General features: G+C 65.2%; 18 protein-coding genes. 4 read left to right on the plus strand and 14 right to left on the minus strand.

Translation table 11 applies throughout. From position 1 onward, the window contains the following. Positions 1–102 precede the first annotated feature (102 nt). Positions 103–825 carry a gamma-glutamylcyclotransferase gene (locus AAGT95_RS00635; protein ID WP_342595182.1) on the minus strand — a complete coding sequence of 241 codons (723 nt, stop codon included), beginning with the start codon at positions 823–825 and terminating at the stop codon, positions 103–105. A gap of 123 nt (positions 826–948) precedes the next feature. Next, positions 949–2,259 (minus strand): solute carrier family 23 protein, encoded by a 1,311-nt coding sequence (locus tag AAGT95_RS00640; protein ID WP_342595183.1) that lies wholly within the window; start codon positions 2,257–2,259, stop codon positions 949–951. 265 nt (positions 2,260–2,524) lie between these two features. Here AAGT95_RS00640 and AAGT95_RS00645 point away from each other — a divergent pair, with 265 nt between their 5' ends. Next, entirely contained in the window at positions 2,525–3,718 is a 1,194-nt protein-coding gene (locus AAGT95_RS00645) for an NAD(P)/FAD-dependent oxidoreductase (RefSeq protein ID WP_342595184.1), read from the plus strand. Between the two features lie 34 nt (positions 3,719–3,752). On the opposite strand, the gene AAGT95_RS00650 is transcribed toward AAGT95_RS00645, so the two are convergent. The 10 genes from AAGT95_RS00650 to pilM all read right to left on the minus strand — a co-directional run bounded on the left by AAGT95_RS00650 (position 3,753) and on the right by pilM (position 17,449). Then, complete coding sequence (locus tag AAGT95_RS00650; RefSeq protein WP_110598922.1) at positions 3,753–3,992, minus strand: hypothetical protein; 240 nt, start codon at positions 3,990–3,992, stop codon at positions 3,753–3,755. A gap of 234 nt (positions 3,993–4,226) precedes the next feature. Beyond that, a complete protein-coding gene (locus AAGT95_RS00655; protein WP_110598924.1) occupies positions 4,227–5,657 on the minus strand; it encodes an FAD-dependent oxidoreductase in 1,431 nt (476 codons plus the stop codon). A 96-nt stretch (positions 5,658–5,753) separates the two neighbouring features. After that, positions 5,754–10,205, minus strand: a complete 4,452-nt coding sequence (gltB, locus tag AAGT95_RS00660) for a glutamate synthase large subunit (protein WP_342595185.1) — start codon at positions 10,203–10,205, stop codon at positions 5,754–5,756. A 641-nt stretch (positions 10,206–10,846) separates the two neighbouring features. Next, a complete protein-coding gene (gene aroB / locus AAGT95_RS00665) occupies positions 10,847–11,959 on the minus strand; it encodes a 3-dehydroquinate synthase (RefSeq protein ID WP_342595186.1) in 1,113 nt (370 codons plus the stop codon). Positions 11,960–11,964: 5 nt separating this feature from the next. Then, positions 11,965–12,525, minus strand: coding sequence for a shikimate kinase AroK (aroK, locus tag AAGT95_RS00670; RefSeq protein ID WP_110598929.1), 561 nt, complete (start codon positions 12,523–12,525; stop codon positions 11,965–11,967). After that, on the minus strand, positions 12,525–14,591 hold the full coding sequence (gene pilQ / locus AAGT95_RS00675) for a type IV pilus secretin PilQ (protein WP_342595187.1): 2,067 nt from the start codon (positions 14,589–14,591) through the stop codon (positions 12,525–12,527). The genes aroK and pilQ overlap by 1 nt, the downstream gene beginning before the upstream one ends. A gap of 11 nt (positions 14,592–14,602) precedes the next feature. Next, positions 14,603–15,148, minus strand: a complete 546-nt coding sequence (locus tag AAGT95_RS00680; RefSeq protein ID WP_342595188.1) for a pilus assembly protein PilP — start codon at positions 15,146–15,148, stop codon at positions 14,603–14,605. A 2-nt stretch (positions 15,149–15,150) separates the two neighbouring features. After that, positions 15,151–15,822: a type 4a pilus biogenesis protein PilO gene (locus AAGT95_RS00685; RefSeq protein ID WP_342595189.1), complete on the minus strand. Its 672-nt coding sequence runs from the start codon at positions 15,820–15,822 to the stop codon at positions 15,151–15,153. An 11-nt stretch (positions 15,823–15,833) separates the two neighbouring features. Continuing rightward, the gene (locus AAGT95_RS00690) at positions 15,834–16,403 is read right to left on the minus strand and encodes a PilN domain-containing protein (protein WP_110598935.1); all 570 of its coding nucleotides are present in this window, start codon (positions 16,401–16,403) and stop codon (positions 15,834–15,836) included. Further along, a complete protein-coding gene (gene pilM, locus AAGT95_RS00695; RefSeq protein ID WP_110598937.1) occupies positions 16,400–17,449 on the minus strand; it encodes a type IV pilus assembly protein PilM in 1,050 nt (349 codons plus the stop codon). Before pilM ends, AAGT95_RS00690 begins: the two co-directional genes overlap by 4 nt. Before the next feature lie 236 nt (positions 17,450–17,685). Between pilM and AAGT95_RS00700 the strand changes: the two genes are divergently transcribed. Together AAGT95_RS00700 and AAGT95_RS00705 are read left to right on the plus strand one after the other, a co-directional pair. Further along, positions 17,686–20,208, plus strand: coding sequence for a penicillin-binding protein 1A (locus AAGT95_RS00700; protein ID WP_110598939.1), 2,523 nt, complete (start codon positions 17,686–17,688; stop codon positions 20,206–20,208). 91 nt (positions 20,209–20,299) lie between these two features. Beyond that, positions 20,300–21,082 (plus strand): DUF481 domain-containing protein, encoded by a 783-nt coding sequence (locus AAGT95_RS00705; protein ID WP_342595190.1) that lies wholly within the window; start codon positions 20,300–20,302, stop codon positions 21,080–21,082. Positions 21,083–21,282: 200 nt separating this feature from the next. On the opposite strand, the gene AAGT95_RS00710 is transcribed toward AAGT95_RS00705, so the two are convergent. Both AAGT95_RS00710 and rpmE read right to left on the minus strand, forming a co-directional pair. After that, the gene (locus AAGT95_RS00710; RefSeq protein ID WP_342595191.1) at positions 21,283–22,551 is read right to left on the minus strand and encodes a malic enzyme-like NAD(P)-binding protein; all 1,269 of its coding nucleotides are present in this window, start codon (positions 22,549–22,551) and stop codon (positions 21,283–21,285) included. Between the two features lie 334 nt (positions 22,552–22,885). Next, a complete protein-coding gene (gene rpmE / locus AAGT95_RS00715) occupies positions 22,886–23,101 on the minus strand; it encodes a 50S ribosomal protein L31 (RefSeq protein WP_110603446.1) in 216 nt (71 codons plus the stop codon). A 246-nt stretch (positions 23,102–23,347) separates the two neighbouring features. Between rpmE and AAGT95_RS00720 the strand changes: the two genes are divergently transcribed. Next, positions 23,348–25,558 (plus strand): primosomal protein N', encoded by a 2,211-nt coding sequence (locus tag AAGT95_RS00720; RefSeq protein ID WP_425356041.1) that lies wholly within the window; start codon positions 23,348–23,350, stop codon positions 25,556–25,558. Positions 25,559–25,750 lie beyond the last annotated feature (192 nt).

Raw genomic sequence — 25,750 nt, forward strand, 5'->3', positions numbered from 1 at the left:
AAGACCCGGGGGAGAAAGTCGGGCCAGGATGGGACGTCAGATTACCAGACTCGTGCGAAAGGCTCAATTTTGGATCGCGCCCTCGTCACGCCCCGGGCGGCATCAGCCGGCGACGGCGCGCTGCAGCGACTCCAGCCGCCGGTCCCGAATGCCGAGCGCATGCAGATCGCCGACCGTGTTGTCGAGGTACTCGCGGCAGGACCCCAGCACGCCGCGGCCGGTACGCAGCAGGTGCACCACCGTCTCGTCGGGCTGCCGACCGATGTAGCGCTCGTGATGCGGGTTGATCACGAAGGCGACTCCCCATATCGGGCCGACGTCCGTCTTCAGCTTGATCCAGCGAGGCCGATAGGCGCCGGTCAGCATCTCGCGCCGCCATACCAGCGTCAGTTCGCGCTCGAGGTGATCACCGGGGACACGCAGCGCCACGCCATGGCAGGAACCACCAGGCGCCAGCGCCAGCATCAGTCCGGGGGTCTCGGGAGTGCCGCGGCCGTGATCGAGCTTGAGGCAGAAGTCGCGATGGTAACCGTAGAGCCGACAGGTGTGACGCTCGGCGACCTCGACACACGGATTCCAGATCAGCGAGCCATAGGCGAAGAGATACACCCCATCCCGCAACTGGACGCCAGGGGGCGCGGTGGCCAGAACGTGCTGGATCGAGCTGCGCAGCTCCTGATGGCTCTTCAACGCCACCTCCGGGTAGACATGCTCGAAGTGGCGGCGAATCAGGTCCTGCTCCAGCACCTCGCGCGTCATCGCGATCGACTGCGCCATGGGAGCCTGTTCGTCGGCATGGATATCGAGGGACTGCGACTCGCTCATTGGGGACTCTATCTCGGACGCGATCGACAAGGGTTGGGGGTGGTCCGGGTCGCGCTACGGCTTGGACCCATGTGCCACCCAAGACTAACGTTCAACGGGCCCGAAACGAAGCCCGGATCGGCATCAACCGGCAACGCCCTGCCTGCGCCCGGCGCCACGACGCAGCACGAGATGCAGAAGAATCGCACCGAAGGTGGCCGTCCCGATGCCGTCGAGGGTGAAGCCGCCGAAGTCGATGGAGAAATTGCCGGCGCCCAGCACCAGGGTCACCGCCGCCACGATCAGGTTGACGTTATCGCCCAGATCGACACCGTTCTGGATCCAGATACGGGCGCCGGCCACCGCAATCAGCCCGAACACCACGATCGAGGTGCCGGCCAGCACCGGGCCGGGAATGGTCTGGATCAATGCCCCGAAGCGTGGCGAGAAGCCGAGCAGGATGGCGAAACCGGCGGCGGCGGCGAAGATCAGGGTCGAGTAGACCCGGGTCACCGCCATCACCCCGATATTCTCGGCATAGGTGGTCACGCCGGTGCCGCCGGATGCCCCGGAGACCATCGTCGCCAGGCCGTCGCCGACGAAAGCCCGACCGATATAGGGGTCGAGATCACGTCCGGTCATCGCTCCTACCGCCTTGATGTGGCCGAGGTTCTCCGCCACCAGGATGATCGCGACCGGCGCGATCAGCACGATCGCATGGGGGCTGAACGACGGCGCCGTGAACGCGGGCATCCCCAACCAATCGGCCGCACCGATCGCCGAGAAATCGATCGGCGCTCCCCAGCCCAGACCGTTGGTGACCAGCGCATAGATGGCGTAGGCCGCCACCAGACCCACCAGAATCAGCAACCGCTGGAGCATGCCTCGTGTCAGCACCGCGGCCAGGCCGACACAGAGGATGGTCACCAGCGCCATCGCCGCGTCGAAACTGGATCCCTTCACGCTGGAGACCGCCACCGGCGCCAGATTGAGGCCGATGGTCATCACGATCGCCCCCGTTACCACCGGCGGCAGCAGATACTCGATCCAGCGCGTGCCCAGCGCCATGACCACCACGCCGATGAGGGTGTAGATCGCGCCACAGGCGATGATGCCCCCCAGCGCCAGAGCGATGGAGGGGTTGCCGCCGCTGCCGGCGTAACCGGTGGCGGCGATCACCACGCCGATGAAGGCAAAGCTGGAACCCAGGTAGCTGGGAACCCGCCCGCCGACGATCACGAAGAACAGCAGCGTGCCGATGCCCGACATCAGGATCGCCAGGTTGGGGTCGAAACCCATCAGCAGCGGTGCCAGCACCGTGGAGCCGAACATCGCCACGGCGTGCTGGATGCCCATCAGCAGCGTCTGCGCCGGCGGCAACGCCTCGTCGGGGGCGACCAGACCTTGGTGACGAGCGGCATCGACGCGCCGCCAGCGGGGAAACCAGGATGACATCGAGTTTGTTCTCCAGAGCAGTACCGGACGGCGCCGGCGGCATTCGAGCACAGGGAAGCGGTGGTAGTCAGCGTGACCGACGAGCGACGGCCCGAGGCGCATTCTAACGGCAGCGCCGATCGGATGCTTCCCGCCATCGCACCTTGGCATGGAGCGTCGCGGGTGAACTACGCTGAACGCATCGCCCGCACGGTCGGGCCAAGCCCCCCAGCGACGCCATCGGGAGCGGTGGCGTCCCAACTTCAAGACATGCCAGGGAGTGGATATGCAACGTTACGACTATCTGATCGTCGGCGCCGGCATGGTTGCCGCCAACGCCGTGGAAGGCATTCGCGAGCGTGATGCCGAGGGCACCATCGGTATCCTCGGCGCCGAGCCCAACGGGCCGGTCACCCGCCCTGCGCTCTCGAAGAAACTGTGGACCGACCCCGATTTCGGTTATGACAAGATCTGGATGCAGCCGGAACAGCACGCCGGCACGACGCTTCATACCGATACCCGAGTGACGGCCATCGACCGCCAGCAGCGGACGGTGACAACAGCCAGCGGCGATACCTTCGGCTACGGCCGGCTGTTGCTGGCCACCGGTGGCGCTCCCGTGACGATCGATCTGCCGCCAAGCGAGCGCGTGCGCTATTTCCGCACCGTCGAGGACTACGACTGCCTGCGGCGGCTGGCCGATCAGGGCCTGCACGTCGCCGTTGTCGGCGGCAGCTATATCGGTACGGAACTTGCCGCGGCGCTGGTCCAGAACGGCTGTCGGGTCACCTTGATCCACCCCGAGGACGTGCTGGGCGGCGCGATGTTCCCGCCCGGCGTCGCCGATCGCTTGCACCGGGCCTACCTAGACGCAGGCGTCACTCTCCTGGGCGGACGCAAGGTCACCGGCGGGCGCGAAGAGGATGGCAGCGTCACCCTTGCGCTGGACGACGGCGCCAGCCTGGAGGCGGACGCGGCCATCTTCGGACTGGGCGTCGAGCCCTGCGTGGCGCTGGCCGAGGAGGCAGGCCTCGAGACCGACGGCGGGATTCTCGTCGACGCCCGCCTGACCACCACGGACGAGGCCATCTTCGCCGCCGGCGACGTCGCGACCTATCCGGATCGGATCCTCGGCCGCTGGCATGCCGAACACGTCGACAACGCCAATCAGATGGGCCAGACCGTCGGGCGCATCATGGCGGGTAGCGATGAGACCTACGATCACACGCCCTACTTCTACTCCAACGTCTTCGACTTCGCCTGGAAAGCGGTGGGTCGCATGGACAGCTCGCTGGACATCGTCGAGGACGCCGATCCCGACTCCGGCCGGGGGGTCTATTACTACCTGGAGGACGGCAAGGTGGCCGGCGTACTGCTGCTCAATCTGGACGCCGATCGACTCGACGAGGCGCGAGAGGTCCTCGCGGACTCCTCGCCGCAGCGCGTCGAGACGCTGGTCGGCCGTATCGCCATGGACTGATACGGGCCGGCGCGGCGGTCAGCGGAGCGGCGCCTCAGCCGCGCGTCGGCAAGCGGGAAGTCAGGATGTTGGAGCGGCGCTCGATCTCTTCGAGCATGCCGACACACTCGTCCGACATCCCGCTGTCGTTGAGCTTGGCCAGCGAAAACAGCGCGTTCAACTGGCCGCTCACCAGAATGGCCTGGTCGCCGCCGTCCTGATCCAGCACGTGATCTTCCAGCACGCGCAGGTGGGTATTCGCCTGGTCGAGGATATTACGTTCGAGCCTGATCATGGTTTGGCCTTCCAAAGTCTGCGATTCATGTTGGGCGCGCCACTGTAAAGGCTGGCTCCCCTTTATACCACCGCCGGGAACGAGCGCTTTTCTCGCTCGAGTCGTCGAGGCGCATGATTGGCGCCGGCCCGGGCTATCAACGACAGACGCCAACGCTGGCGTCAAGGCCAGCGCTGGCGTCCTTCGCGACTCATGATGAACCGGTGCCCGAGCGCGCTAAGCGCCCGGCCGGTGTCACACCTTGAGGTAGTCGAGAATCCCCTCCGCCGCCTGGCGCCCTTCGTAGACCGCCGTCACCACCAGGTCGGAGCCCCGCACCATATCGCCACCGGCGAACACACGCTCGTTGCTGGTCTGATAGGCGAAGCGCTCCATCTGCGCCGGGATTTCCGGCGCCAGCACCCGGCCACGCTCGTCGATCTCGATCTGATGCGTCTCGAACCACTCGATCTCGCTGGGCTGGAAGCCGAACGCGATGACCACCGCGTCGCAGGCCAGGATCTCCTCGGAGCCCGGGACCACTTCCGCGCTGCGTCGCCCCTTGTCGTCCGGCTCGCCCATGCGGGTACGCACCAGCTTGACGCCCTCGACCTTGCCCTCGCCGACGATCGCCACCGGCTGGCGGTTGAACAGGAACTCGACCCCCTCCTCGCGGGCGTTGGCCACCTCGCGCTTGGAGCCCGGCATGTTCTCCTCGTCCCGGCGATAGGCACAGGTCACGCTGGCCGCGCCCTGACGAATCGAGGTGCGGTTGCAATCCATCGCGGTATCGCCACCGCCAAGCACGACGACCCGCCTGCCCTGCATCGAGACGTAGTCGGCCGGATTCTTCTCGAAACCCATGTGGTGATTGGCATTGGCGATCAGGAAGTCGAGCGCCTTGTAGACGCCATCCATCTCCTCGCCCGGGAAGCCGCCGACCATGTACTTGTAGGTGCCCATGCCGAGGAAGACCGCGTCGAACTCGGCGTCGAGCTGCTCGAAGGTGATGTCCCGGCCGATCTCGGTATTGAGCCGGAACTCGACGCCCATCTCCTCGAACACCGCGCGACGGCGCTCCATCACGTGCTTCTCGAGCTTGAACTCGGGGATGCCGAAGGTCAGCAGCCCGCCGATCTCCGGATAGCGGTCGAACACCACCGGTTTCACGCCGTTGCGGACCAGGACATCGGCACAGCCCAGGCCCGCCGGACCGGCCCCGACGATCGCCACGCGCTTGTCGGTCATGACCACGTTGGACATGTCCGGACGCCAGCCCATGGCGAACGCGGTGTCGGTGATGTACTTCTCCACCGAACCGATGGTGACGGCACCAAAGCCGTCGTTCAGCGTGCAGTCGCCCTCGCACAGCCGATCCTGCGGACAGACCCGACCGCACACCTCCGGCAGCGAGTTGGTGCGGTGGGACATCTCCGCCGCTTCCAGGATATTGCCCTCGCTGACCAGCTTGAGCCAGTTGGGAATGTAGTTGTGAACCGGGCACTTCCACTCGCAGTACGGGTTGCCGCAGTGCAGGCAGCGGTGCGCCTGGCTGGCCGCCTCGCTGGGCTTGTACGGCTCGTAGATCTCGGCGAACTCCTTCGCCCGGCTGCGTGCATCCTTCTTCTGCGGATCGCGCCGCCCCACATCGATAAATTGAAAGTCGTTGCTCAAACGATTTGCCATGTTCCCTCTCCTCACTGGGCCGACGACGCTCTCGGATTCCGGCGGATGCCCGTGCCCCGGGGCTGAATCCCGGGGCACTGGGGCCGTCGCCGCCTCTTACTCAGGCTGCCGCCTGGATTGGGCCAGCAAACCGTTGAGACTTGCGGCCTTGGGCTTCACCAGCCAGAAATGGCGGATGAAGTCGGAGAAATCCTCGAGAATCGCGTGCCCCCGTGGCGAGTCGGTCTCTTCCACGTATTCGGTAATCACTTCGCGCAGGTGGCGACGGTAGGCTTCCATCGATTCGGTGTTGATCCGATGGATCTCCACCAGCTCATGGTTGTAGCGATCGACGAAACCGCGATCCTCGTCGAGCACGTAGGCGAAACCGCCGGTCATGCCCGCCCCGAAGTTGATCCCGGTCTTGCCGAGTACGCAGACCAGACCGCCGGTCATGTATTCGCAGCAGTGGTCGCCGGCACCCTCGATCACGGCGTGGGTGCCGGAGTTGCGCACACCGAAGCGCTCGCCGGCCATGCCGGCGGCGAACAGCTTGCCGTCGGTGGCGCCGTAGAGGCAGGTATTGCCGATGATCGCCGTCTCGTGGCTCTTGAAGCGGCTGGCCCTGGGCGGCACGATCACCACCTTGCCGCCATTCATGCCCTTGCCGACGTAGTCGTTGGCATCGCCTTCCAGATACAGGTTCAGCCCGCGCGCGTTCCACACTCCGAAACTCTGCCCGGCGACACCGGTGAAGCGCGCCGTGATCGGGGCGTCTTCCAGCCCCGCTTCGCCGTAGCGCTTGGCGATCTCGCCGGAGACCCGTGCCGCCACCGACCGATCGCAGTTGGTGATCTTGAACGTGAACTCGCCTCCGGACTTCGATTCGATCGCCGGCAGCAGCGCCTCGAACACCTCCTGATTCTTGGCGCCGGGATCATGCGGCACGTTGCGGCTGACCTGACAGAACTGCGGCGCCTCCTTGGGCACGAAGTCATTGGCCAGCAGCGGGCTCAGATCCAGCTTGCGCTGCGCCGCCGTTTCGCCCTCCAGCATCTCGAGCAGGTCGGTGCGCCCGATCAGGTCGGTCAACTGGCGCACACCCAGCAGCGCCATCAGTTCCCGCACTTCCTCGGCGATGAAGCGGAAGTAGTGCTTGACCATGTCGACGGTGCCGCGGAAATGCTCGTCGCGCAGCTCCTGATGCTGGGTGGCGACGCCGGTGGCGCAGTTGTTGAGGTGGCAGATCTTCAGGTACTTGCAGCCCAGCGCCACCATCGGCGCGGTGCCGAAGCCGAAACTCTCCGCCCCCAGGATCGCCGCCTTGACCACGTCGAGACCGGTCTTGAGGCCACCGTCGGTCTGCAGCCGGATCTTGTCGCGCAGGCCATTGATGCGCAGCGCCTGGTGCACCTCGGGCAGCCCCAGCTCCCACGGGCTGCCAGCGTGGCGGATCGAGGTGATCGGGCTCGCCGCGGTGCCGCCGTCGTAGCCGGAGACCGTGATCAGATCGGCATAGGCCTTGGCCACCCCGGTGGCGATGGTACCGATGCCCGGCTCGGAGACCAGCTTGACCGAGACCTGCGCACTCGGGTTGACCTGCTTGAGGTCGAAGATCAACTGGGCCAGATCCTCGATCGAGTAGATGTCGTGATGCGGCGGCGGCGAGATCAGCGTCACGCCGGGCACGGCGTAGCGCAGCCGCGCGATCATCTCGTTGACCTTGCCGCCCGGCAACTGGCCACCCTCGCCCGGCTTGGCGCCCTGGGCCACCTTGATCTGCAGCACCTCGGCGTTGACCAGGTAGGCCGGGGTAACGCCGAAGCGCCCGGAGGCGATCTGCTTGATCTTCGACGAGCGGATGGTGCCGTAGCGGGCCGGATCCTCGCCACCTTCACCCGAGTTGGAGCGCCCGCCGGTCTCGTTCATCGCCTGGGCCAGCGCTTCGTGAGCCTCCGGCGACAGCGCCCCCAGTGACATGCCGGCGCTGTCGAAGCGCAGCAGCAGACTCTCGACGGGCTCGATCTCCTCCAACGGCAACGGCTCGGGGGCCGGCTTAAGCTTCAGCAGGTCGCGGATCGTGGCCACCGGACGCTCGTTGACCAGCCGTGCGAACGCTTTCCACTTGGCGTAGTCGCCCTGCTGGACCGCCTGCTGCAGCATCATCACCACGTCGGGATTGTAGGCGTGGTACTCGTGGCCATGGACGAACTTGACCAGCCCGCCCTGGCGGATGCCCTTGCGCGGAATCCAGGCATCGCGTGCGGCCAGCTCCTGCTGCATCTGCAGCTCGCTGAAGCCGGTCCCCTCGATCCGCGACATCATGCCGTCGAAGCACGTCTGCATCACCTCCGACCCCAGACCGACGGCTTCGAACAGCTGCGAGCCCCGGTAGGAGGAGATCTGCGAGATACCCATCTTCGACAGAATCTTGTAAAGCCCCTTCTGCATGCCCTTGCGGTAGTTCTCGCGGGCGTCCGCCGGATTGCCGACCAGCTCGCCGGTGCGGTGCATGTCCGCCATCACCTGATAAGCCAGGTACGGATAGACCGCGGTGGCGCCGACGCCGAAGAACACCGCCATCTGATGGGCGTCACGGGCATAGCCGGTCTCGACCACGATGTTGACACGAGGACGCAGCGCCAGCTTGGCGAGATGATGATGGACCGCGCCGGTGGCCAGCAGCGCCTGGATCGGCTGCTTGCCCTTCTCCAGCTCGGCATCCGACAGCACCAGGATCACCTTGCCATCGCGGGTCGCCTGCTCCGCCTGCTGGCAGAGCGCCATCAGCGCCTGGCGCAGCGAGGTGGTCTCCGGATCGTAGTGCAACGGCAGCCGCACCGAGGCGAACGCCGGATCCTCCTGGGTCACCAGCGCGGTGAACTTGCGCGGTGACAGCACCGGGGTGGTCAGGATCAGCCGGTGGGCATGCTCGGGAGTGGCCTCGAACACGTTCAGCTCGGCCCCGCAGCAGGTCTCCAACGACATCACGATCGCTTCCCGCAGCGGATCGATGGGCGGATTGGTGACCTGGGCGAACTTCTGGCGGAAGAAATCGGTGAGCAGTCGGTTCTGCCGCGACAGCACCGCCATCGGCGTGTCGTCGCCCATCGAGCCCACGGCTTCCTGGCCACTTTCGGCCAGCGGCCGCAGCAGCTGATCGCGCTCCTCGAACGTCACCGAGAACATCTTCTGATAGACGTTGAGCTCTTCGGTCTCGAACGGCTGGAAACGCGCCAGCTCGGTCAGGGCCGACTCGAGATAGTGGGCGTGCTCCTTGAGCCAGCGCCGATAGGGATAGGCGGACTTGAGTCGCTGATCGATGTCGTCGGTATGCAGCACCTCGCCGGTCTCGGTATCGACGGCGAGAATCTGGCCCGGCCCGACGCGACCCTTGGCCACCACCGATTCAGGGGAGTAGTTCCACACCCCGATCTCGGAGGAGAGGGTGATATAGCCGTTGTCGGTGATCACCCAGCGTGCCGGACGCAGGCCGTTGCGGTCGAGCATGCAGACGGCGTGGCGGCCGTCGGTCATCACGATGCCGGCGGGGCCGTCCCACGCTTCCATGTGCATGGAGTTGTATTCATAGAAGGCGCGCAGGTCGCCATCCATGGTTTCGACGTTCTGCCAAGCCGGCGGCACCATCATGCGCACCGCGTTGTAGAGATCCATGCCGCCGGTCAGCAGCACCTCGAGCATGTTGTCCATGCTCGACGAGTCGGAGCCGGTGGTGTTGACGATCTCGTCGAGGCCGTCGATGTCCGGCAGCAGTTCGCTGACGAAGTTGGCCTTGCGCGCGTTGGCCCAGCCGCGGTTGGCCTCGATGGTGTTGATCTCGCCGTTGTGCGCCATGAAGCGGAACGGCTGCGCCAGCGGCCAGCGCGGCGCCGTATTGGTCGAGAAGCGCTGGTGAAAGACACAGACCGCGGTCTCGAGACGCTCGTCACCCAGGTCCTGGTAAAAGGTGGGAAGATCCGCGGGCATCATCAGGCCCTTGTAGGAGACCACCTTGGACGACAGCGAGCAGACGTAGAACTCCTCTTCCTGGCGCAGCTTCTGCTCGGCCAGGCGCCGCGCCATGAACAGTTCGACGTTGAACGCCGCGTCGGACTGGGAGACCTCCCCCTCGACGAAGACCTGACGAATGCGCGGCAGGCACTCGAGCGCCATCGGCCCGCACACGCTCGGATCGGTAGGCACGTCACGCCACCCCTTGACGCTCAGGCCCCGCTCGGCGAGTTCGCCTTCCAGCGTCTCGCGGGCACTTTGCTCGCGAGCATCGTCATCGGGGAAGAACACCATGCCGACCGCGAAGCGCTCGCCCAGGGTGACGCCCAGTTGATCCTCGGCCAGCGCGCGCATGAAGCTCATCGGCATTTTCAGCAGCAGGCCGCAGCCATCGCCGGTCTTGCCATCCGCCGCGATGCCGCCACGGTGGGTCATGCAGGTCAGTGACTCGATCGCCGTCTTGAGCAGATCGTGACTGGCCTGCCCCTCCATATGAGCAATCAGGCCGAAACCGCAGTTGTCGCGGAATTCGCCAGGCTGGTGAAGACCTCTCATCATGGGCGTGCCTCACAAAGCTGTTCGGAATACAGGGTATTGTATTCGGTCCGGTACAAAGAGATAATTAACGGTTTTCTTATTTTTCCGACTGGATCGCCAGCGGTGCCATAGCCCGATTTTCGTCTCGAGCCGCCGACAGTCCAGAGGCCGACGGGGCGCAAAAAGGCCGGACAGAATAGCCAGTCAGCCTCTTCAGCGCAATTCGAGCACCGGGCTTTCTCGCTGCAAATACATTTAAAATCGAAGACTTAGCGAAAGAACCAACCAAAATACACTGCTAGCACAAAGGCTTAGACTTCGACATAGACCAAAGTCTAATGCCTTGCGCGTAATGGCCCGGATCGTCGTGAGACCCAGGCGCGACACCCATACCGATACGGCATGGAGCATACCAATTATATCGACAACGTTCGGAAAGAACAGCTGTCGACACCTTGATTGTGGCCAGGCGAGTTCCACGACTAGTCACCCTGCAAGACCATGGCGAGGCTCTACCGGAGCAGCGTCAATTTTCGAAGCGGTTTCTGCGAACGGCACGGGCCGGCGACCGGCGCCGCCGGGATAGCGCCGCCGGGATAGCGCGGCGGGGAAGGAGGATAGGATGGAACCGGTGAAGAGAGAGATGTCGGCGCCGTAGCGCATCAGGCTCGCGGAAAGCGTTCCAGCAGTCGCTGGAGCAGCTCGGCCTCGGTATCGTCCCGGATCACGGCGCGCCCCAGCGCCTCGAGCAGAATCAGCCGCAACCGGCTGTCGAGGTTCTTCTTGTCGAGGCGCATGCGAGAGAGAAAATCCCCGGCCTGCATGTTGGCCGGAGCCGTGACCGGGAGATCCGCCGCGATCAGAATCGCCGCGACGCGCTCGACATCGGCCTCGCTCAGCCAGCCGCGGTCGGCGGATAGTCGGGCCGCCATCATCATGCCGGCGCCCACCGCTTCACCGTGCAGCCAGTTGCCGTAGCCCTGGTGCGCTTCGATGGCGTGACCGAAGGTATGCCCCAGGTTGAGCAGCGCCCGCACGCCCTGCTCGGTCTCGTCCTCGGCGACGACTTCCGCCTTGATCTCGCAACTGCGACGAATGGCGTGGCGGATGGCGGCCTCGTCGAGCGCCCGGAGTGCGGCCAGGTTCTCCTCCAGCCACTCGAGGAAGGAGAGGTCCCAGATCAGGCCGTACTTGATCACCTCCGCCAACCCTGCGGACAGCTCCCGGGCCGGCAGCGTTCGCAAGGTGTCGGTGTCGACGATCACCGCCCGAGGCTGCCAGAACGCGCCGATCATGTTCTTGCCACGCGGGTGATTGACCCCCGTCTTGCCGCCCACGGAGGAGTCGACCTGAGCCAGCAGCGTGGTGGGAATCTGGATGAACGCGACACCGCGCTGATAGCTGGCGGCTGCATACCCCGCCATGTCGCCGATGACGCCGCCACCCAACGCGATCAGCGTGCAGCGGCGATTGAAGCCGGCAGCCAGCAGGGCGTCCCAGATCCGCTCGACCGATGCCAGCGTCTTGGTCGCCTCACCATCGGGCAAAATGACTTCCCGGATCTCGAGATCGGCACCGGCCAGCGTCTGCTTGAGCGCCGCCAGGTAATGCGGGGCGATCACCTCGTTGGTCACGATCATCACCTGGCGGCCCGCCAGATAAGGCAGCAGATGCTCCCGACTCGCCAGAACGCCCGCGCCGACATGAATCGGATAACTGCGCTCGCCCAGGGAAACGCTCAGCGATTCCACCGAAAGCGAAGAGACTGACGACATGGGGATTACCTTTGGTGAGAGAGTGGCGACGAGTCACCGAGCGGCTCGGCGAGACGGGAGACACGGCGCAGGATATCACCGACCACGCTTCTGGGACCGCGGCGATCCGTCCGCACGATCACATCCGCCGTGGCCCGATAGAGCGGGTCGCGGATCGCGAACAGATCCCTCAGCACCTGCTCCGGGTTGGCATTCTGCAGCAGCGGCCGGTTGCGATCCCGCGAGGTGCGTCGAATCTGCTGCTCGACGGTGGTGGCCAGGTAGATCACCGTACCCCGCTCCCGCAGCAGCTGCCGATTGACTTCACGCATGATCGCACCGCCACCCGTCGCCATCACGACTTCGCTGCGCTGGGTGAGTTCGTCGAGCATGGCCGTCTCTCGATCACGAAACCCCTGCTCGCCCTCGACGTCGAAAATCCATGGGATGTTCGCCCCGCATCGACCCTCTATCTGATGGTCGCTATCCAGGAATTCGCGCTGCAATTCGGCCGCCAGAAGGCGGCCGATTGTGCTTTTGCCGGCCCCCATGGGACCGATGAGAAAAAGATTGGGAAGCGACCGCATCAGCGAATGGCCAGTCCGTCCTCGATGATCTTGGGCGTGATGAATACCAGCAATTCTACCTTCTCGTTGCTTTCCTGGGTATAGCGGAAGAGATTGCCCAGTACGGGAATGTCGCCCAGGAACGGGGTCTTGAACAGCGTACGCAGCTGCTCGGAGGTCAGAATCCCGCCAAGCACCACGGTCTCGCCGTTGTCGACCAGTACCTGGGTCTGTATCTCGTTGGTATCGATCGCCGGCGCGCCATCGAATCGCGTATCGGAAATATCGTCGTTGTTGATGCGCAGATCCATGATGATGCGATCGTCGGGCGTGATCTGCGGCGTCACCTCGAGCGACAGCACCGCCTCCTTGAATTCGGTGGTCGTCGCGCCGCTGGAGGAGGCCTCCTGATACGGCACCTCCTGCCCCTGCTTGATCACCGCGGTGCGCTGGTTGGCGGTAATCACCTTGGGCTGGGAGATGGTCTGGCTCTTGCCCTCGCTCTCCAGGGCACGCAACTCGAGGTCGATCAACACATCTCCGGAGAGATAGCCGAAACTGAAGGCGCTGGCCGGATTGGTCGCATTGCCCAGATCGACCGCCAATCCGCCGCCATAAGGAGCGGGGTCATCCGAGGTCGTCGGCACCGTCGAAGGATTGCCGTCGGCCGCCCCGCTCAGATCGAAGCGACGGCCCCTTGGCGAGGAAAGCCCCCAGTTGACGCCCAGCTCGTGGGTCGCACTATCCCTCGCGATCACGATGCGAGCCTCGATCTGCACCTGGCGCACCGGGACATCGAGGTGGTCGATGGTCCGTCGGATCGCGTCCAGCTGATCGCGCGTATCCTGCAGGATCAGCGTATTGGTGCGCGGATCGACGGTGACCCGGCCACGCTCCGACATCATCCCTACCCCCTCCCCGCCGCGCAGCAGCGCGGCGAGGGAGTCGGCCTTGGCATAGCGAATCTGCACGAACTCCGTGCTCAGCGGCGCCAGTTGCTCGGACTGCTCGCGGGTTTCCAGCGTCTGACGCTGCAGGCTCGCCAGCTCGCCGGTGGGCGCCACCATCATCACGTTGCCTTCGCGCCGGGCCGACAGGCCGTGGTTGCGCAGCACGAGGTCGAGCGCCTGATCCCAAGGCACGTCGGTGAGATTGAGGGTCACGTTCCCCTGCACACCGTCGCTGGCCACGACGTTGAGCCCGGACTCCTCGGCAATGATCGACAGCACGTCACGAACCGGGATGTCCTGAAAATTTAGCGTGATGCGGTGCCCGGTGTAACTGGGTCGATCCTCCGGCTCGGGACGCGCGATCGTTCCCATGGCCGCCAGATCGATCGTCAGGCGACGCCCGTTCTGCGTCACCAGCGGCTCCACGGCACTGGATGCGGAGATGTCGAAGGTCACCCCGCCCGCGCTGCGCCGCGGCACGATACGCTGGACGCGGGTGCCGAAGTCCGCGACATCGAGCGTCTGATACTGTTCATCGGGCAGGGTGACACCCGGCAACGTGACCGAAACCTGCCGCCCCTGGCCGGTGACTTCGGCGGCGACCCCGGCACGATCGAGTTCCAGTTGCAGCTGCCCCTCGCCCCCCGTGCCGCGACGAAAATCGATCGCGGTGACGCGGGGCTCCGCCGACACCCTCTCCGGGGCGTCGACACTTTCGGCGGACGAGGCCGCTGTTGGTGATACGCCGGAGTCGACACCCAGGTGAACGACGACCCGGTCCGACATTCGCTCGATCCGGTAGCCGGTCGTCGACTCCAGCTCGAATACCAGGCGCGTGCGCGCCCCGGCCTCCAGCACCCTGACACCGCTGACTCCTGCGCTGTCGATGGCGAAGCTCGGCTGGGACAGACCGCTCCGGGTCTGCAGCAGATCCAGCGCCAGCCGGGGCGGAGAGTCCGTGCGATAACCGCGAACCTCCGGAACGCCACCGACGAAGTCGAGGCCCACGTCCAGGCGGCCCGAGCCCTGGTCGGTGAATGTCATCGCGGTCAGGGTGGAGGCCGCCGAGGCGGGGAGCGCCACCGCCCACAGAATCAGCGTCGCGATCAAATCGGCGAAATGCCGTCGAAGAGTCATGGATTCCCCTGCTATGGTTGCCGCCGGCTGGCACCGTCGGATTCTTGTGGTGCCATTGCCAGACGCTGGCGGCGTTCGGTCCAGCCCCCCTGGGGGTCCCGCACGGTCTCGACCAGCGCCAGTGCACGCGACTCGACATCAACGACCCTGCCGTAATCCCGGCCCAGATAGTCGCCCTCGAACAGTCGATGGACCCGGCCATCCGGCGCCGCGACCAGGCCCGACGGGGTGTTGCCCACCGTCAAGGTACCGACCAGGGTCAGGCTATCGAGCTCGAAGGCCTCCAGAGGCTGGCGCGGTCGATCGGCATCGGGTAGCGGCGCCCTGTCCACCGGTTCGACCGGCTCGTCGTGCTCGGCCACGAAAGGGCTGCGACGCTGGCTCTGGTCATAGTCGGCGGTGGCGTATTGCGGCATCTGCGGCAGCGCGGCGATCTGCCCCTCGGGCTTGTGTCGCAGGGCGTCCAGCTGCGTCTCCAGCGCTCCCAGGTCGGCACCCTGACATCCGGCGAGCAGGCCACTGGCGATGAGCATCCCGACCAGCAAGAGGCGATTCACGCTCACGATTTCCCCCTCCCCGGCTTGGCATCGACGCCGGGTCCGGCGTCCTCTCGATACCGGTAGGTCTTGGCCAGCATCGACAGCCGGAGACGATCCTCCACCGGCGTCAGTATGAAATCGTGCAGCGTGACGATACGCGGCATGGCGGCGACCCGAGCCAGAAACGAGGCAATCTGATGGAAGTCTCCGCGCACCTGGATGTCGAAGGGCTGCTCGATGTAGAACTCCCGCTCCACTGCCGGGCGCAACTTGAGGCTATCGATATCGAGCTGCTGCTCGCGCGCCGCGTCACTGATGGCGTCCAGCAGCGCCGGCACCTCCGCATCGCTGGGCAGCATTTCGAGCACCCGCTGCATCCGGGCCTGCAGCTCGCTCATCTGGCGTTTCATCGCCGGGAGATTGACGGCCTGGTAGGAGAGCGTCTCGAAGCGCTGCAGCGCCTGCTGCTCCTGCACCATCAACCGCTGATGCACTTCCCGGGGCGATGAGGCCAGCAACCACTGCGCCCCCCAGAACGACGCCAACAGGAGCGCCGCGGCGATCATCACCTGCAGGCCGGCGGGCCAGTTGCCGGCCTCCTTGATATCCAGTTCGCGCCACTGCAGTTCACGCAACTGGCGCCACTGTTCGCCCGCCGTCGCGCGCAGCCTCGTCACGCTCCGGAGGCGCATCGTCGGACGCCTCACGACCCGGCCCCCGTCACGCTGCCATCGACCGGGTGCTGATCGACACTCATGTGAAAACGCTTGGCCGCCGCGGGCCCTTCTGCCGACTGCACGTCCGAGAGCAGCGGGGTGGCGAACGCCGGACTGTGATCCAGCGCTCGCATCTGGTCGGATACCTGACGATTGGAAGCCGCGACGCCGCTGAGTTCGAGCCGGCTCTCCTTGCGCTCCAGCTCGGTGTAATAGACGCCATCGACCAGCGTGGCCGTCAGTTGATCGAGGACACGAATGGTCAGCGGTCGGCTCGACTGGAGCTCGCCGATCACTTCGATCTGCTTCAGCATGCGCTCCCGCAGCTCGCGGAAATCGCGCATCGCCTGGATATCGCGGGTGAGGGCCTCGGTATCGCGCTGAATCAGCGCGACCCGGGCCTGCCCCGCGCGAACCAGCGACTTTTCATGCAGGGAGAGGCCCCAGCCGAGCAGCAGGCCCACCAGCAGCATCAGCAGCAAGCCCTGCTTGAACCGACGAGTCCGGTGGACGCGACGCTGCTCCCGCCAAGGCAGGAGATTGATCTCGATCCTCATGACAGGGCTCGCATGGCGAGGCCGCAGGCAGTGAGCATCGCCGGCGCGTCCGCGGCCAGGGCGCCCACGTCCAGCCGCGAATGGACCCGCATCTGGTGAAAGGGATTGGCGAGCGTCGCCTCGAGGCCGCTCTGGGCACGCAGCCGCTCGGCGAACCCCGGCAGCGCGCTGGATCCGCCGGCGAGAACGAGGCGTCGAACCTGCTGCTGGCCCGCAGCGGTGTAGTAGAGCTGCAACGAGCGGCCGACGTGCTGGATCAGGGTGTCGATGAACGGCAACAGCACCTGCTGGCGATAGTCGTCGGGCAACCCACCTCGCTTCTTGGCCCGGCCGGCTTCGTCGAAACTCATCCCGTAGCGCTTGCTGATGGCATCGGTGAGCTGCCGCCCGCCACAGAGATTGTCCCGGCTGTAGACGATCCGGCCGCCCTTGAGGACGTGGAAGGCACAGAGATTGGCGCCGATGTCGACCAGCGCCGTGCTGTCATCCTCTTCCTCCGCCTCCCGCAGGGCACGGCAGACCCGCTCCAGCGCGAAGCCCTCCACATCCACGGCCACCGCCTCAAGCCCCACCGCTTCCATGGTCGAGGTGAGCGTCTCGATATCCTGCAGACGGCAGGCCACCAGCAGGATCTCCTGCTGATCGGGATAGCGGGCATGGCGATGCATGCGCTGGAAGTCGAAGGCAACTTCGTTGAGCGGGAACGGAATGTACTTTTCGGACTCCATCTGGATCCGGGCTTCGATCTCCTCGTCGCTGAGCGAGACCGGCAGCGACAGCACCCGAGTGATGGCAGCCGAGTTGGGCACCGCCACCACGGCGCGGCGAGACCGCGGTTGCGCATGCTCGACCGCCCGGCGCAGCGTATCAACGACCTCGCTCTTGTCGCGGATTCGTCTCTCGACGACAGCCCCCTCGCGCAGGGGACGAACCGCGTAGCTGTCGATTCTCAGGCCGCCGGCGTGACGCTCCAGCTCCAGCAGCTTGACGGTAGCGGAGGTAATGTCCACCCCGACCAATCCATGGGAGGATCTTTTCAAGCGCAACACTGTCTCACCTCGCCGGAACTCGAAAATCCTAATCGAAGTTAACGGCGGCCCGACGGGCAACTTGAGACATTTCGTTACACTTATTTCTCGTTGCTTGCAGGAAGCGGCGGGTACGAAACTGGCCCCGGCTCTATCGCATCCATATAATGCCCCGGTACTGAATCATGTCCGAAGCTAGGGATAGCGGGCACGCTCGCGGCCGGACCGCCACCAGTCAAGGATCACCTCTTTCTATGAAGCTTTTTACCCGCTTACTGACGACCGCCTTCTGGCTGCTGCTGTCGCTATGCGCCGGAGTCGTGCTGGCAGTCGTCGGCGCAGGGCTCTATTTCGCGCCTGGCCTGCCGGATGTGCGCCAGCTCCAGAACTACGAGCTTCAGACACCGCTGCGAATCTACACCGAGGACGACAAGCTGATCGGCGAATATGGCGAGGAGCGCCGGATGCCGATCAGCTACGATCAGATCCCGAAACCGCTGATCGATGCGCTACTGGCGGCCGAGGATGCCAACTTCTACAACCACCCCGGCGTCGATCCGAAAGGTCTGCTGCGCGCGGCGGTGGAATTGGCCTCTTCCGGGGGCATCCAGTCCGGTGGCAGCACCATCACCATGCAGGTGGCGCGCAACTACCTGCTGACCCTGGATCAGACCTTCACCCGCAAGATCCGCGAGATCCTGCTGGCGCTGCAGATGGAGCAGATCCTGAGCAAGCCGGAGATTCTCGAGCTCTATGTCAACAAGATCTATCTGGGCCACCGCTCCTACGGCGTCGCCGCCGCTGCCAATACCTACTACGGCAAGCCGCTGGCCGATCTGACGCTACCGCAGTACGCCATGATCGCGGGCCTCCCCAAGGCCCCCTCCAGCTTCAATCCGCTGGCCAACCCCGAGCGCGCCCTGATCCGACGCAACTGGATCCTCTACCGCATGCGTGAGCTCGGCTCGATCGACCAGGCCAGCTACGAACAGGCCGTCAAGGCGCCGATCACGGCCAGCCGCCATGTTGCGCAGTCGGAGGTCGACGCTCCCTATGTCGCTGAAATGGCACGCGCCTATGCGGTCGAGCGGTTCGGTGACAAGGCCTACACCGACAACATCCGCATCACGACCACGCTCGACAGTCGTCTGCAGACCGAGGCCCGCAATGCGCTGGTACAGGGCCTGATCGACTACGACACCCGCCACGGCTGGCGTGGACCGGAGGAGAAGGATGTGCCTCCGAGCCTGGTCGAAGCGCAGGATCGCACCGAGCGGCAGGGCCTGGAAGAGGAGCTCTCGGAGTCCCCGGAGGTCATCCAGACCGCCCGCCAGGCAGCCCAGAGCAGCGAGGCCAACATCGAAGGGGTCGATGGCGACGTCAGCAACTGGCTCAAGGTGCTGGAACGCACGCCGGCCTACGGCCCGCTCCAGCCGGCCATCGTGACCGAGACCGACGGCAAGCAGATGCGCGTGCTCAATGCCGACGGCAAGGTCATCACGCTGGACTGGGACGGCCTCAAGTGGGCCCGCGTCTACCACAGCGCCAAATGGCGGGGCGACGTGCCCGCCAATGCCGAGGCGATCGCCCAGCGCGGCGACCTGGTCCGCATTCTGAAGAGCGGCGACAGCTGGCGGCTGTCGCAGCGTCCCGGTGCCGAGGGCGCGATCGTGGTGCTCGACCCGCAGACCGGTGCCATCGAGGCGCTGCAGGGCGGCTTCAGCTTTGCCGCCAGCAAGTTCAACCGCGCGATTCAGGCGCAGCGCCAGGTCGGCTCCAACTTCAAGCCCTTCGTCTATCTGGCGGCGCTGGAGGAAGGCGGCATGACCGCGGCGACGATCATCAACGATGCCCCGGTGGTGATGTCCCAGTACAGCGGTGACGACTGGCGCCCCGAGAACGCCGAGCGCCAGTTCCAGGGGCCGACGCGCCTGAGGGTCGGGCTTTACACCTCGCGTAACCTGGTGACCATTCGCGTACTGCAGTCGCTGGGGCTCGACAACGCGTTGAACTTCCTCGAGCGCTTCGGCTTCTCCCGGGACCGCCTGCCGCACGGGTTGTCGCTGGCACTGGGCAGTGCCTCGCTGACGCCGCTGGAGATCGCCAACGCCTACGCGGTACTGGCCAACGGCGGCTTCCAGGTCTCGCCCTGGTACATCCAACAGGTCACCCAAGGCAGCCAGAACACCGTGGTCGAAAAGGCCAACCCGCTGGTGGCCTGCCGCGACTGCGCGCCCGATGCAACCCAGACCGAAGTCGACGGCGAACCACGCCGCATCGCCCCCAGAGTGGTCGACCCGGATGCGCTCTACATCCTGCGCAGCATCCTGCGGGACGTCATCGAGCGTGGCACCGGGCGCGGCGCGCTGTCGCTCGACCGTGCCGACATCGTCGGCAAGACCGGCACCACCAACGATCAGCGTGACGCCTGGTTCTCCGGTTTCAACAACTCACTCGTCACGACGGTATGGGTCGGCAAGGACGACAACACCACGACCGCGGAATATGGTGCACAAGCCGCCCTGCCGATCTGGAAGGCGTTCATGGGACCGGCCCTGAAAGGGACCCCCGAGGTCATTCCGAAGGCGCCCGATGATATCGTCCAGGTACGCATCGATCCGAAAACCGGCAAGCGGCTGCATGACGATCAGTCCGGCGGCATCAGCGAGATCTTCCGCAAGGACAATCTGCCCGAGTACCAACCTCGCGGGATCCGCCCTGAACTGGAAGATGAGAGCGGTTCGCAAGGCACTGGCACTTTCGAAGCCATCTTCTGATACATTGGTCGGGGCCTCGAGCCCCGACCCATTCGTTCCACACTCGCTCTTCACCGCAACAGGACGTCGCAGCGAAGCTGAGAGAGATGTCATGCCCCTGCCTAGTTGCCGCTGGTGGCTGCTGGTCTCCTGCCTGATGGCATCCCCATCATATGCGGACCTTTTCTACGCGCCGCCGGCACCGGACGAAAATGCGCCCAACTTCAGTGGCAGCGCGGAACTCGGCTACACCAAGCTGACCGGCAACACCAACACCCAGACCCTGCTCGCCAAGGGACGCCTGACCTGGCTGACCGGTCGCTATACCCACACTTTTCGCGCCGAGACCCGCAGCGTCCAGGACAACGACAACACCACGTCGGAGCGATACCTGGTTGGCGCCCGCGAGCGCTACGAGCTGGCGGACGACAACTACCTGTTCGGCTTTGCACGCTGGGAGCGTGACCGATTCAGCGGCTACGACTCGCAGTTCACGACCATTGCCGGTTACGGGCGCCAGATCCTGGTCGGTCCGACGCACACCCTCTCGGCCGAGGTCGGGCCGGGCTATCGCCATGACGTCTATGCCGACGACAACGACGATGACGATGACGACGCTTACGAAGGCGGCAGCAGCGACGATCTGGCGCTGGCCTACGCGGCGCTGGACTATACCTACAACTTCAGTGACGACATCTCCTTCGATCAGGAGCTGTCGGCGGAAGCGACTCACATCAGTGTCACTACCCGTTCACTCTCGTCGATCACGTCGCAATTGAACTCTCACCTCGCGCTGCGCGTCTCCTACGATGCCAGGAGCAACACTCATCCGCCGCCGGGCGCCGAAGCACGCACCGACACCACGACCTCGGTCTCGATTCTCTATGGCTGGTGACGGCAGCCACGAGCCACGAGCCACGAGCCACGAGCCACGAGCCACGAGCCACGAGCCACGAGCCACGAGCCACGAGCCACGAGCCACGAGCCACGAGCCACGAGCGGCAATGATCCCGTGAGGTCGTGCGCATCGCCAAAAAACGCAGAAGCCGCCCGGCTGGGGCGGCTTCTGCGTCGAACAGGGTTCGATCGGCCAGTTCAGCCGTAGATCTCCTTGACGCTCTTCAGCGGATAGTGAGCGGGATACGGCTTCTTCGCGACGCCGGACTCCACCGCGGCCTGGGCCACCGCCGCCGGAATCTTCTCCAGCAGACGCGAATCCACCGGCGTGGGGATGATGTAGCCACGACCGAACTCCAGCGACTCGAGTTCGTAGGCATCCAGCACCTCTTTCGTCACCGGCTCGCGTGCTAGATCCTTCAGCGCGTGAACGGCGGCAATCTTCATCCTTTCGTTGATGGCCGTGGCCCGGACATCCAGCGCGCCGCGGAAGATGAACGGGAACCCCAGTACGTTGTTGACCTGATTGGGGTAGTCGGAGCGCCCCGTGCCGATGATCACGTCGCTGCGGGTTGCGCGGGCGACATCGGGATGGATTTCGGGATCCGGATTGGAACAGGCAAACACGATCGGGTCGGCCGCCATCCTCTCGAGCTGCTCGGGCTTGAACAGATTCGGTCCGGAGAGCCCGACGAAGACATCGGCACCCTCGATCGCCTCATCCAGCGTGCGCAGCGGCGTTTCGGTAGCGAACTGGGCCTTGTACTGGTTGAGATCGCTGCGACCGCTGTGAATGACGCCATTGCGATCCAGCATGAAGATGTTCTCGGCCCTGGCGCCACACTCGATCAGCAGCTTCATGCAGGCGATGGCGGCGGATCCCGCCCCCAGGCAGACGATACGCGCGGTCGCCAGTGTCTTGCCGGCGATCTCCAGGGCGTTGAGCAGGCCCGCGGCGGTCACGATCGCGGTGCCGTGCTGGTCGTCGTGAAACACCGGGATGTCGCAGCGCTGCTTGAGCGCCGCCTCGATCTCGAAACACTCCGGCGCCTTGATATCCTCGAGATTGATCCCACCCCAGGTGTTGGCGATGTTGGCAACCGTATCGATGAAGGCCTGGGCGGAATCGGCTTCGACCTCGATATCCACCGAGTTGATGCCGGCGAAGCGCTTGAACAGGACTCCCTTGCCCTCCATGACCGGCTTGCTCGCCAGGGGACCGAGATTCCCCAGGCCCAGGATAGCGCTGCCGTCGGAGACGACGGCCACCAGATTGCCCTTGCCGGTGTAGAGATAGGCATTTTCCGGATCCAGGGCGATCTCCCTGCACGGTTCCGCGACACCGGGGCTGTAGGCCAGCGACAGATGCTTGGCGGTTTCGGTCGGCTTGGTCAGTTCGACCGACAGCTTGCCCGGAATCGGCTTGGCATGATAATCGAGCGCCGCCTGTCTTTTATCGTCACTCATGAGAGAGATTTCCCGATGGAGGGTGAGGTATTTCGGCATCGTCGTGCCATGGAGTCGCGCCAGATTATAGAAAAAAGGCAACCCATACAACTTTCACCCTTTTCCCTTCTTTCGCGAATTTTAAGTGCCTGTTTGAATCACTTCGATGCATTTGGCGACACTTATACCTGGACACCCAGCCATAAAACATCCCTTATCCATCGCCTCGGACGCTGACGCCCGGCCTGAAGGGCCCGCCCTCTTTGCGGCAACGGTATCCGGCGATCGGGCATGAAAAAGCCCGCCATGAAGGCGGGCTTCTCGACAACCGTTCGGTTCTCGGCGTGACGCGATCTCAACCGCGACGAACCGCAGCTCCGAAGCGCTTGTTGAAACGCTCGACGCGGCCACCGGTGGTCGCCTGCTTCTGCTTGCCGGTGTAGAACGGGTGACACTGCGAGCAGACGTCGACGTGGAAGTCTTCGCTGGCCGTGGTGCCGATCGAATGGGTCGCGCCACAGGAACAAGTCGCCGTGACTGTCTTGTATTCGGGATGAATAGACTGTTTCATCGTGAAGCCTCGCTTTGCGGTGTACCGCCACCTGATCTGTTGCCAGGCACCGTACACGGATAGGGAATCGCGGTTCACTCCCGCGCGACCGGCCCGCCTAGAATCCCGTAACCCGCATCGTCTGGCGATGGCGATATCACGGATAAGAGACGCACCCTACGTCGGAAGGCGGCGCATTTTAGCAGAATTGTTCACGGAGGCCAATTGGCAGATTCCAGTACCGCCCCCGGGAGCGCGGCAACGCCCGTGCCTCGGATTCTTCGTATCGCCGTTCCCACGCCGCTGAGGCGACTGTTCGACTATCGCCCCGCGGGCCAGCCCCCTGCCGGCGGTTGGTGCCCCGGCCTGCGGGTCAAGATTCCGTTCGGGCGACGTTATCTGGTCGGGATCGTGATGGAGTGCGCGATGGAGAGCGAACTGCCGGCCAGCCAACTGAAACCGATCACGGAACGGCTCGACGACGAGCCGCTACCGGCTGACTGGCTATGGCTCTGCCAATTCACCGCCCGCTACTATCAACACTCGCTGGGCGATACGCTGCATCACGCCCTGCCCGGGCCTCTGCGCCAGGGACGACCGCTCGAGGCACGCAGCCGCGAGCGGTGGCAGCTGAACGCTCCCGAGGCCGCCGCCCTCGATGCCTTGAGCCGCGCACCACGCCAACGCGAACTGGTCCGGCTGCTGGCCCAGCATCGCCACGGCATGGTCACCTCCGCCATCACCGCGCAGGGGTATGCGCGCCCGCTGCTGCTGGGGCTGCTCGACAAGTCGCTGGTCACTTGCACCAGTGAACCGCTGACCGCCAGCGAAGGCTGGTCGGGTGCGCTGCTCGCCGAGCCGGCTCTGCCGCTCAACCGGGAACAGGCCGCCGCGCTCGCGGCACTCCACGAAGGACTGGACCGCTTTCACCCCTGCCTTCTCCATGGCGTCACGGGAAGCGGCAAGACAGAGGTCTACCTGCAACTGATCGAGGCGGTGCTGGGCCAGGGCCGTCAGGCGCTGGTGCTGGTGCCCGAGATCGGCCTGACACCGCAGACCCTGTCGCGCTTTCGCAAGCGCTTTCGCGCACCGGTCGTGGCGCTGCACTCGGGCCTCACCGATCTGGAGCGCCTCGATGCGTGGGAGGCCGCCCGCAGCGGGCGCGCGCCGATCGTCATCGGTACCCGCTCAGCCATCTTCACGCCCCTGGCGCGACCCGGCGTGATCATCGTCGACGAGGAGCACGACGGCTCGTTCAAGCAGCAGGATGGCTTGCGCTACCACGCCCGCGACCTGGCGATGGCCCGTGCCCACCGCGATGGCGTACCGATCCTGCTGGGTAGTGCCACCCCGTCGCTGGAGAGCCTGGCCCAGGCGCGCAGCGGACGCTATCGACATCTTCGTCTGACCCAGCGGCCCAGCCGCCACGCCCCGGCCAAGCTCGAACTGGTCGACCTGCGGGGGCGACAGCGCCAGGGCGGGCTGATCCCGCCGGCGATCGACGCCATCCGTCAGGCACTGAAAGCCGAGGGGCAGGTGCTGGTCTTCATCAACCGACGCGGCTTCTCGCCGTCGCTGGCGTGTCATCAGTGCGGCTGGATTGCCGAGTGCCGCCACTGCGACTCACGGATGACGCTCCATCGTCAGCCGCCGCGCCTGGTCTGCCATCACTGCGAACACCAGCAGCCGCAGCCGGACGCCTGCCCGAGTTGCGGCAGTGCCGACCTGCGACCGCTCGGCGCCGGTACCGAGCGCAGCGAGGAGACACTCGCCACTCTGTTCCCCGACACCCCGGTCTATCGCATCGACCGTGACAGCACACGGCGCAAGGAAGCCTTCGACCAGCTGCTGACCGAGATTCGACGCGGCGAACCGAGCCTGCTGGTGGGAACCCAGATGCTGGCCAAGGGGCACCATCTTCCTCACGTGACGCTGGTGGTGGTGGTCAATGCCGACGCCGGTCTCTACGCCAGCGATTTTCGCGCGCTCGAGCAGAGCGCCCAGTTGCTGGTCCAGGTGGCCGGTCGTGCCGGTCGCGCCGACCGGGCCGGTCGCGTTCTGGTCCAGACGCTGCATCCCGACGACCCCAACCTGCGGCTGCTGGCGGACAGCGGCTACGATGCGCTGGCCTACCAGCTGCTCGAGGAGCGGCGCCTCGCCGGCCTGCCCCCCTACCGTTACCTGGCGCTGGCGCGTTTCGAGGCCTCTCGCGAGGAGGATGCCCGCCAGGCCGCGGAGGCTGCCGGCGACGCCGTCCGCCAGTGGCTCGCCGAACGCCAGTCGCCGGTGCACTGCCTGGGCCCCGTTCCCGCCCCGATGGAACGCCGCCAGAACCGCTATCATGTTCAACTGATGCTCTCCGCGGAAAAGCGCAGCGCGCTGCACGAGGCGAGTGCCTGGCTGGTCGGCTGGATGGAGAGCGCCGCCTCGCGCCGTGTCCGCTGGTCGCTGGATATCGACCCGATGACGTTGAGTTGATATCACGAGCCGCGAGCCGCGAGCCGCGAGCCGCGAGCCGCGGGAGTCAGGATCTTGCCCTCGAGCGAAAAATGCAGCATCGCTGGCATTTTTCGCTCGAAGCTCGAAGCTCGAAGCTCGAAGCTCGAAGCTCGAAGCTCGAAGCTCGAAGCTCGAAGCTCGAAGCTCGAAGCTCGAAACTCGAAACTCGAA

This window comes from Salinicola lusitanus, assembly GCF_038648475.1.
Lineage (GTDB): Bacteria > Pseudomonadota > Gammaproteobacteria > Pseudomonadales > Halomonadaceae > Salinicola > Salinicola lusitanus.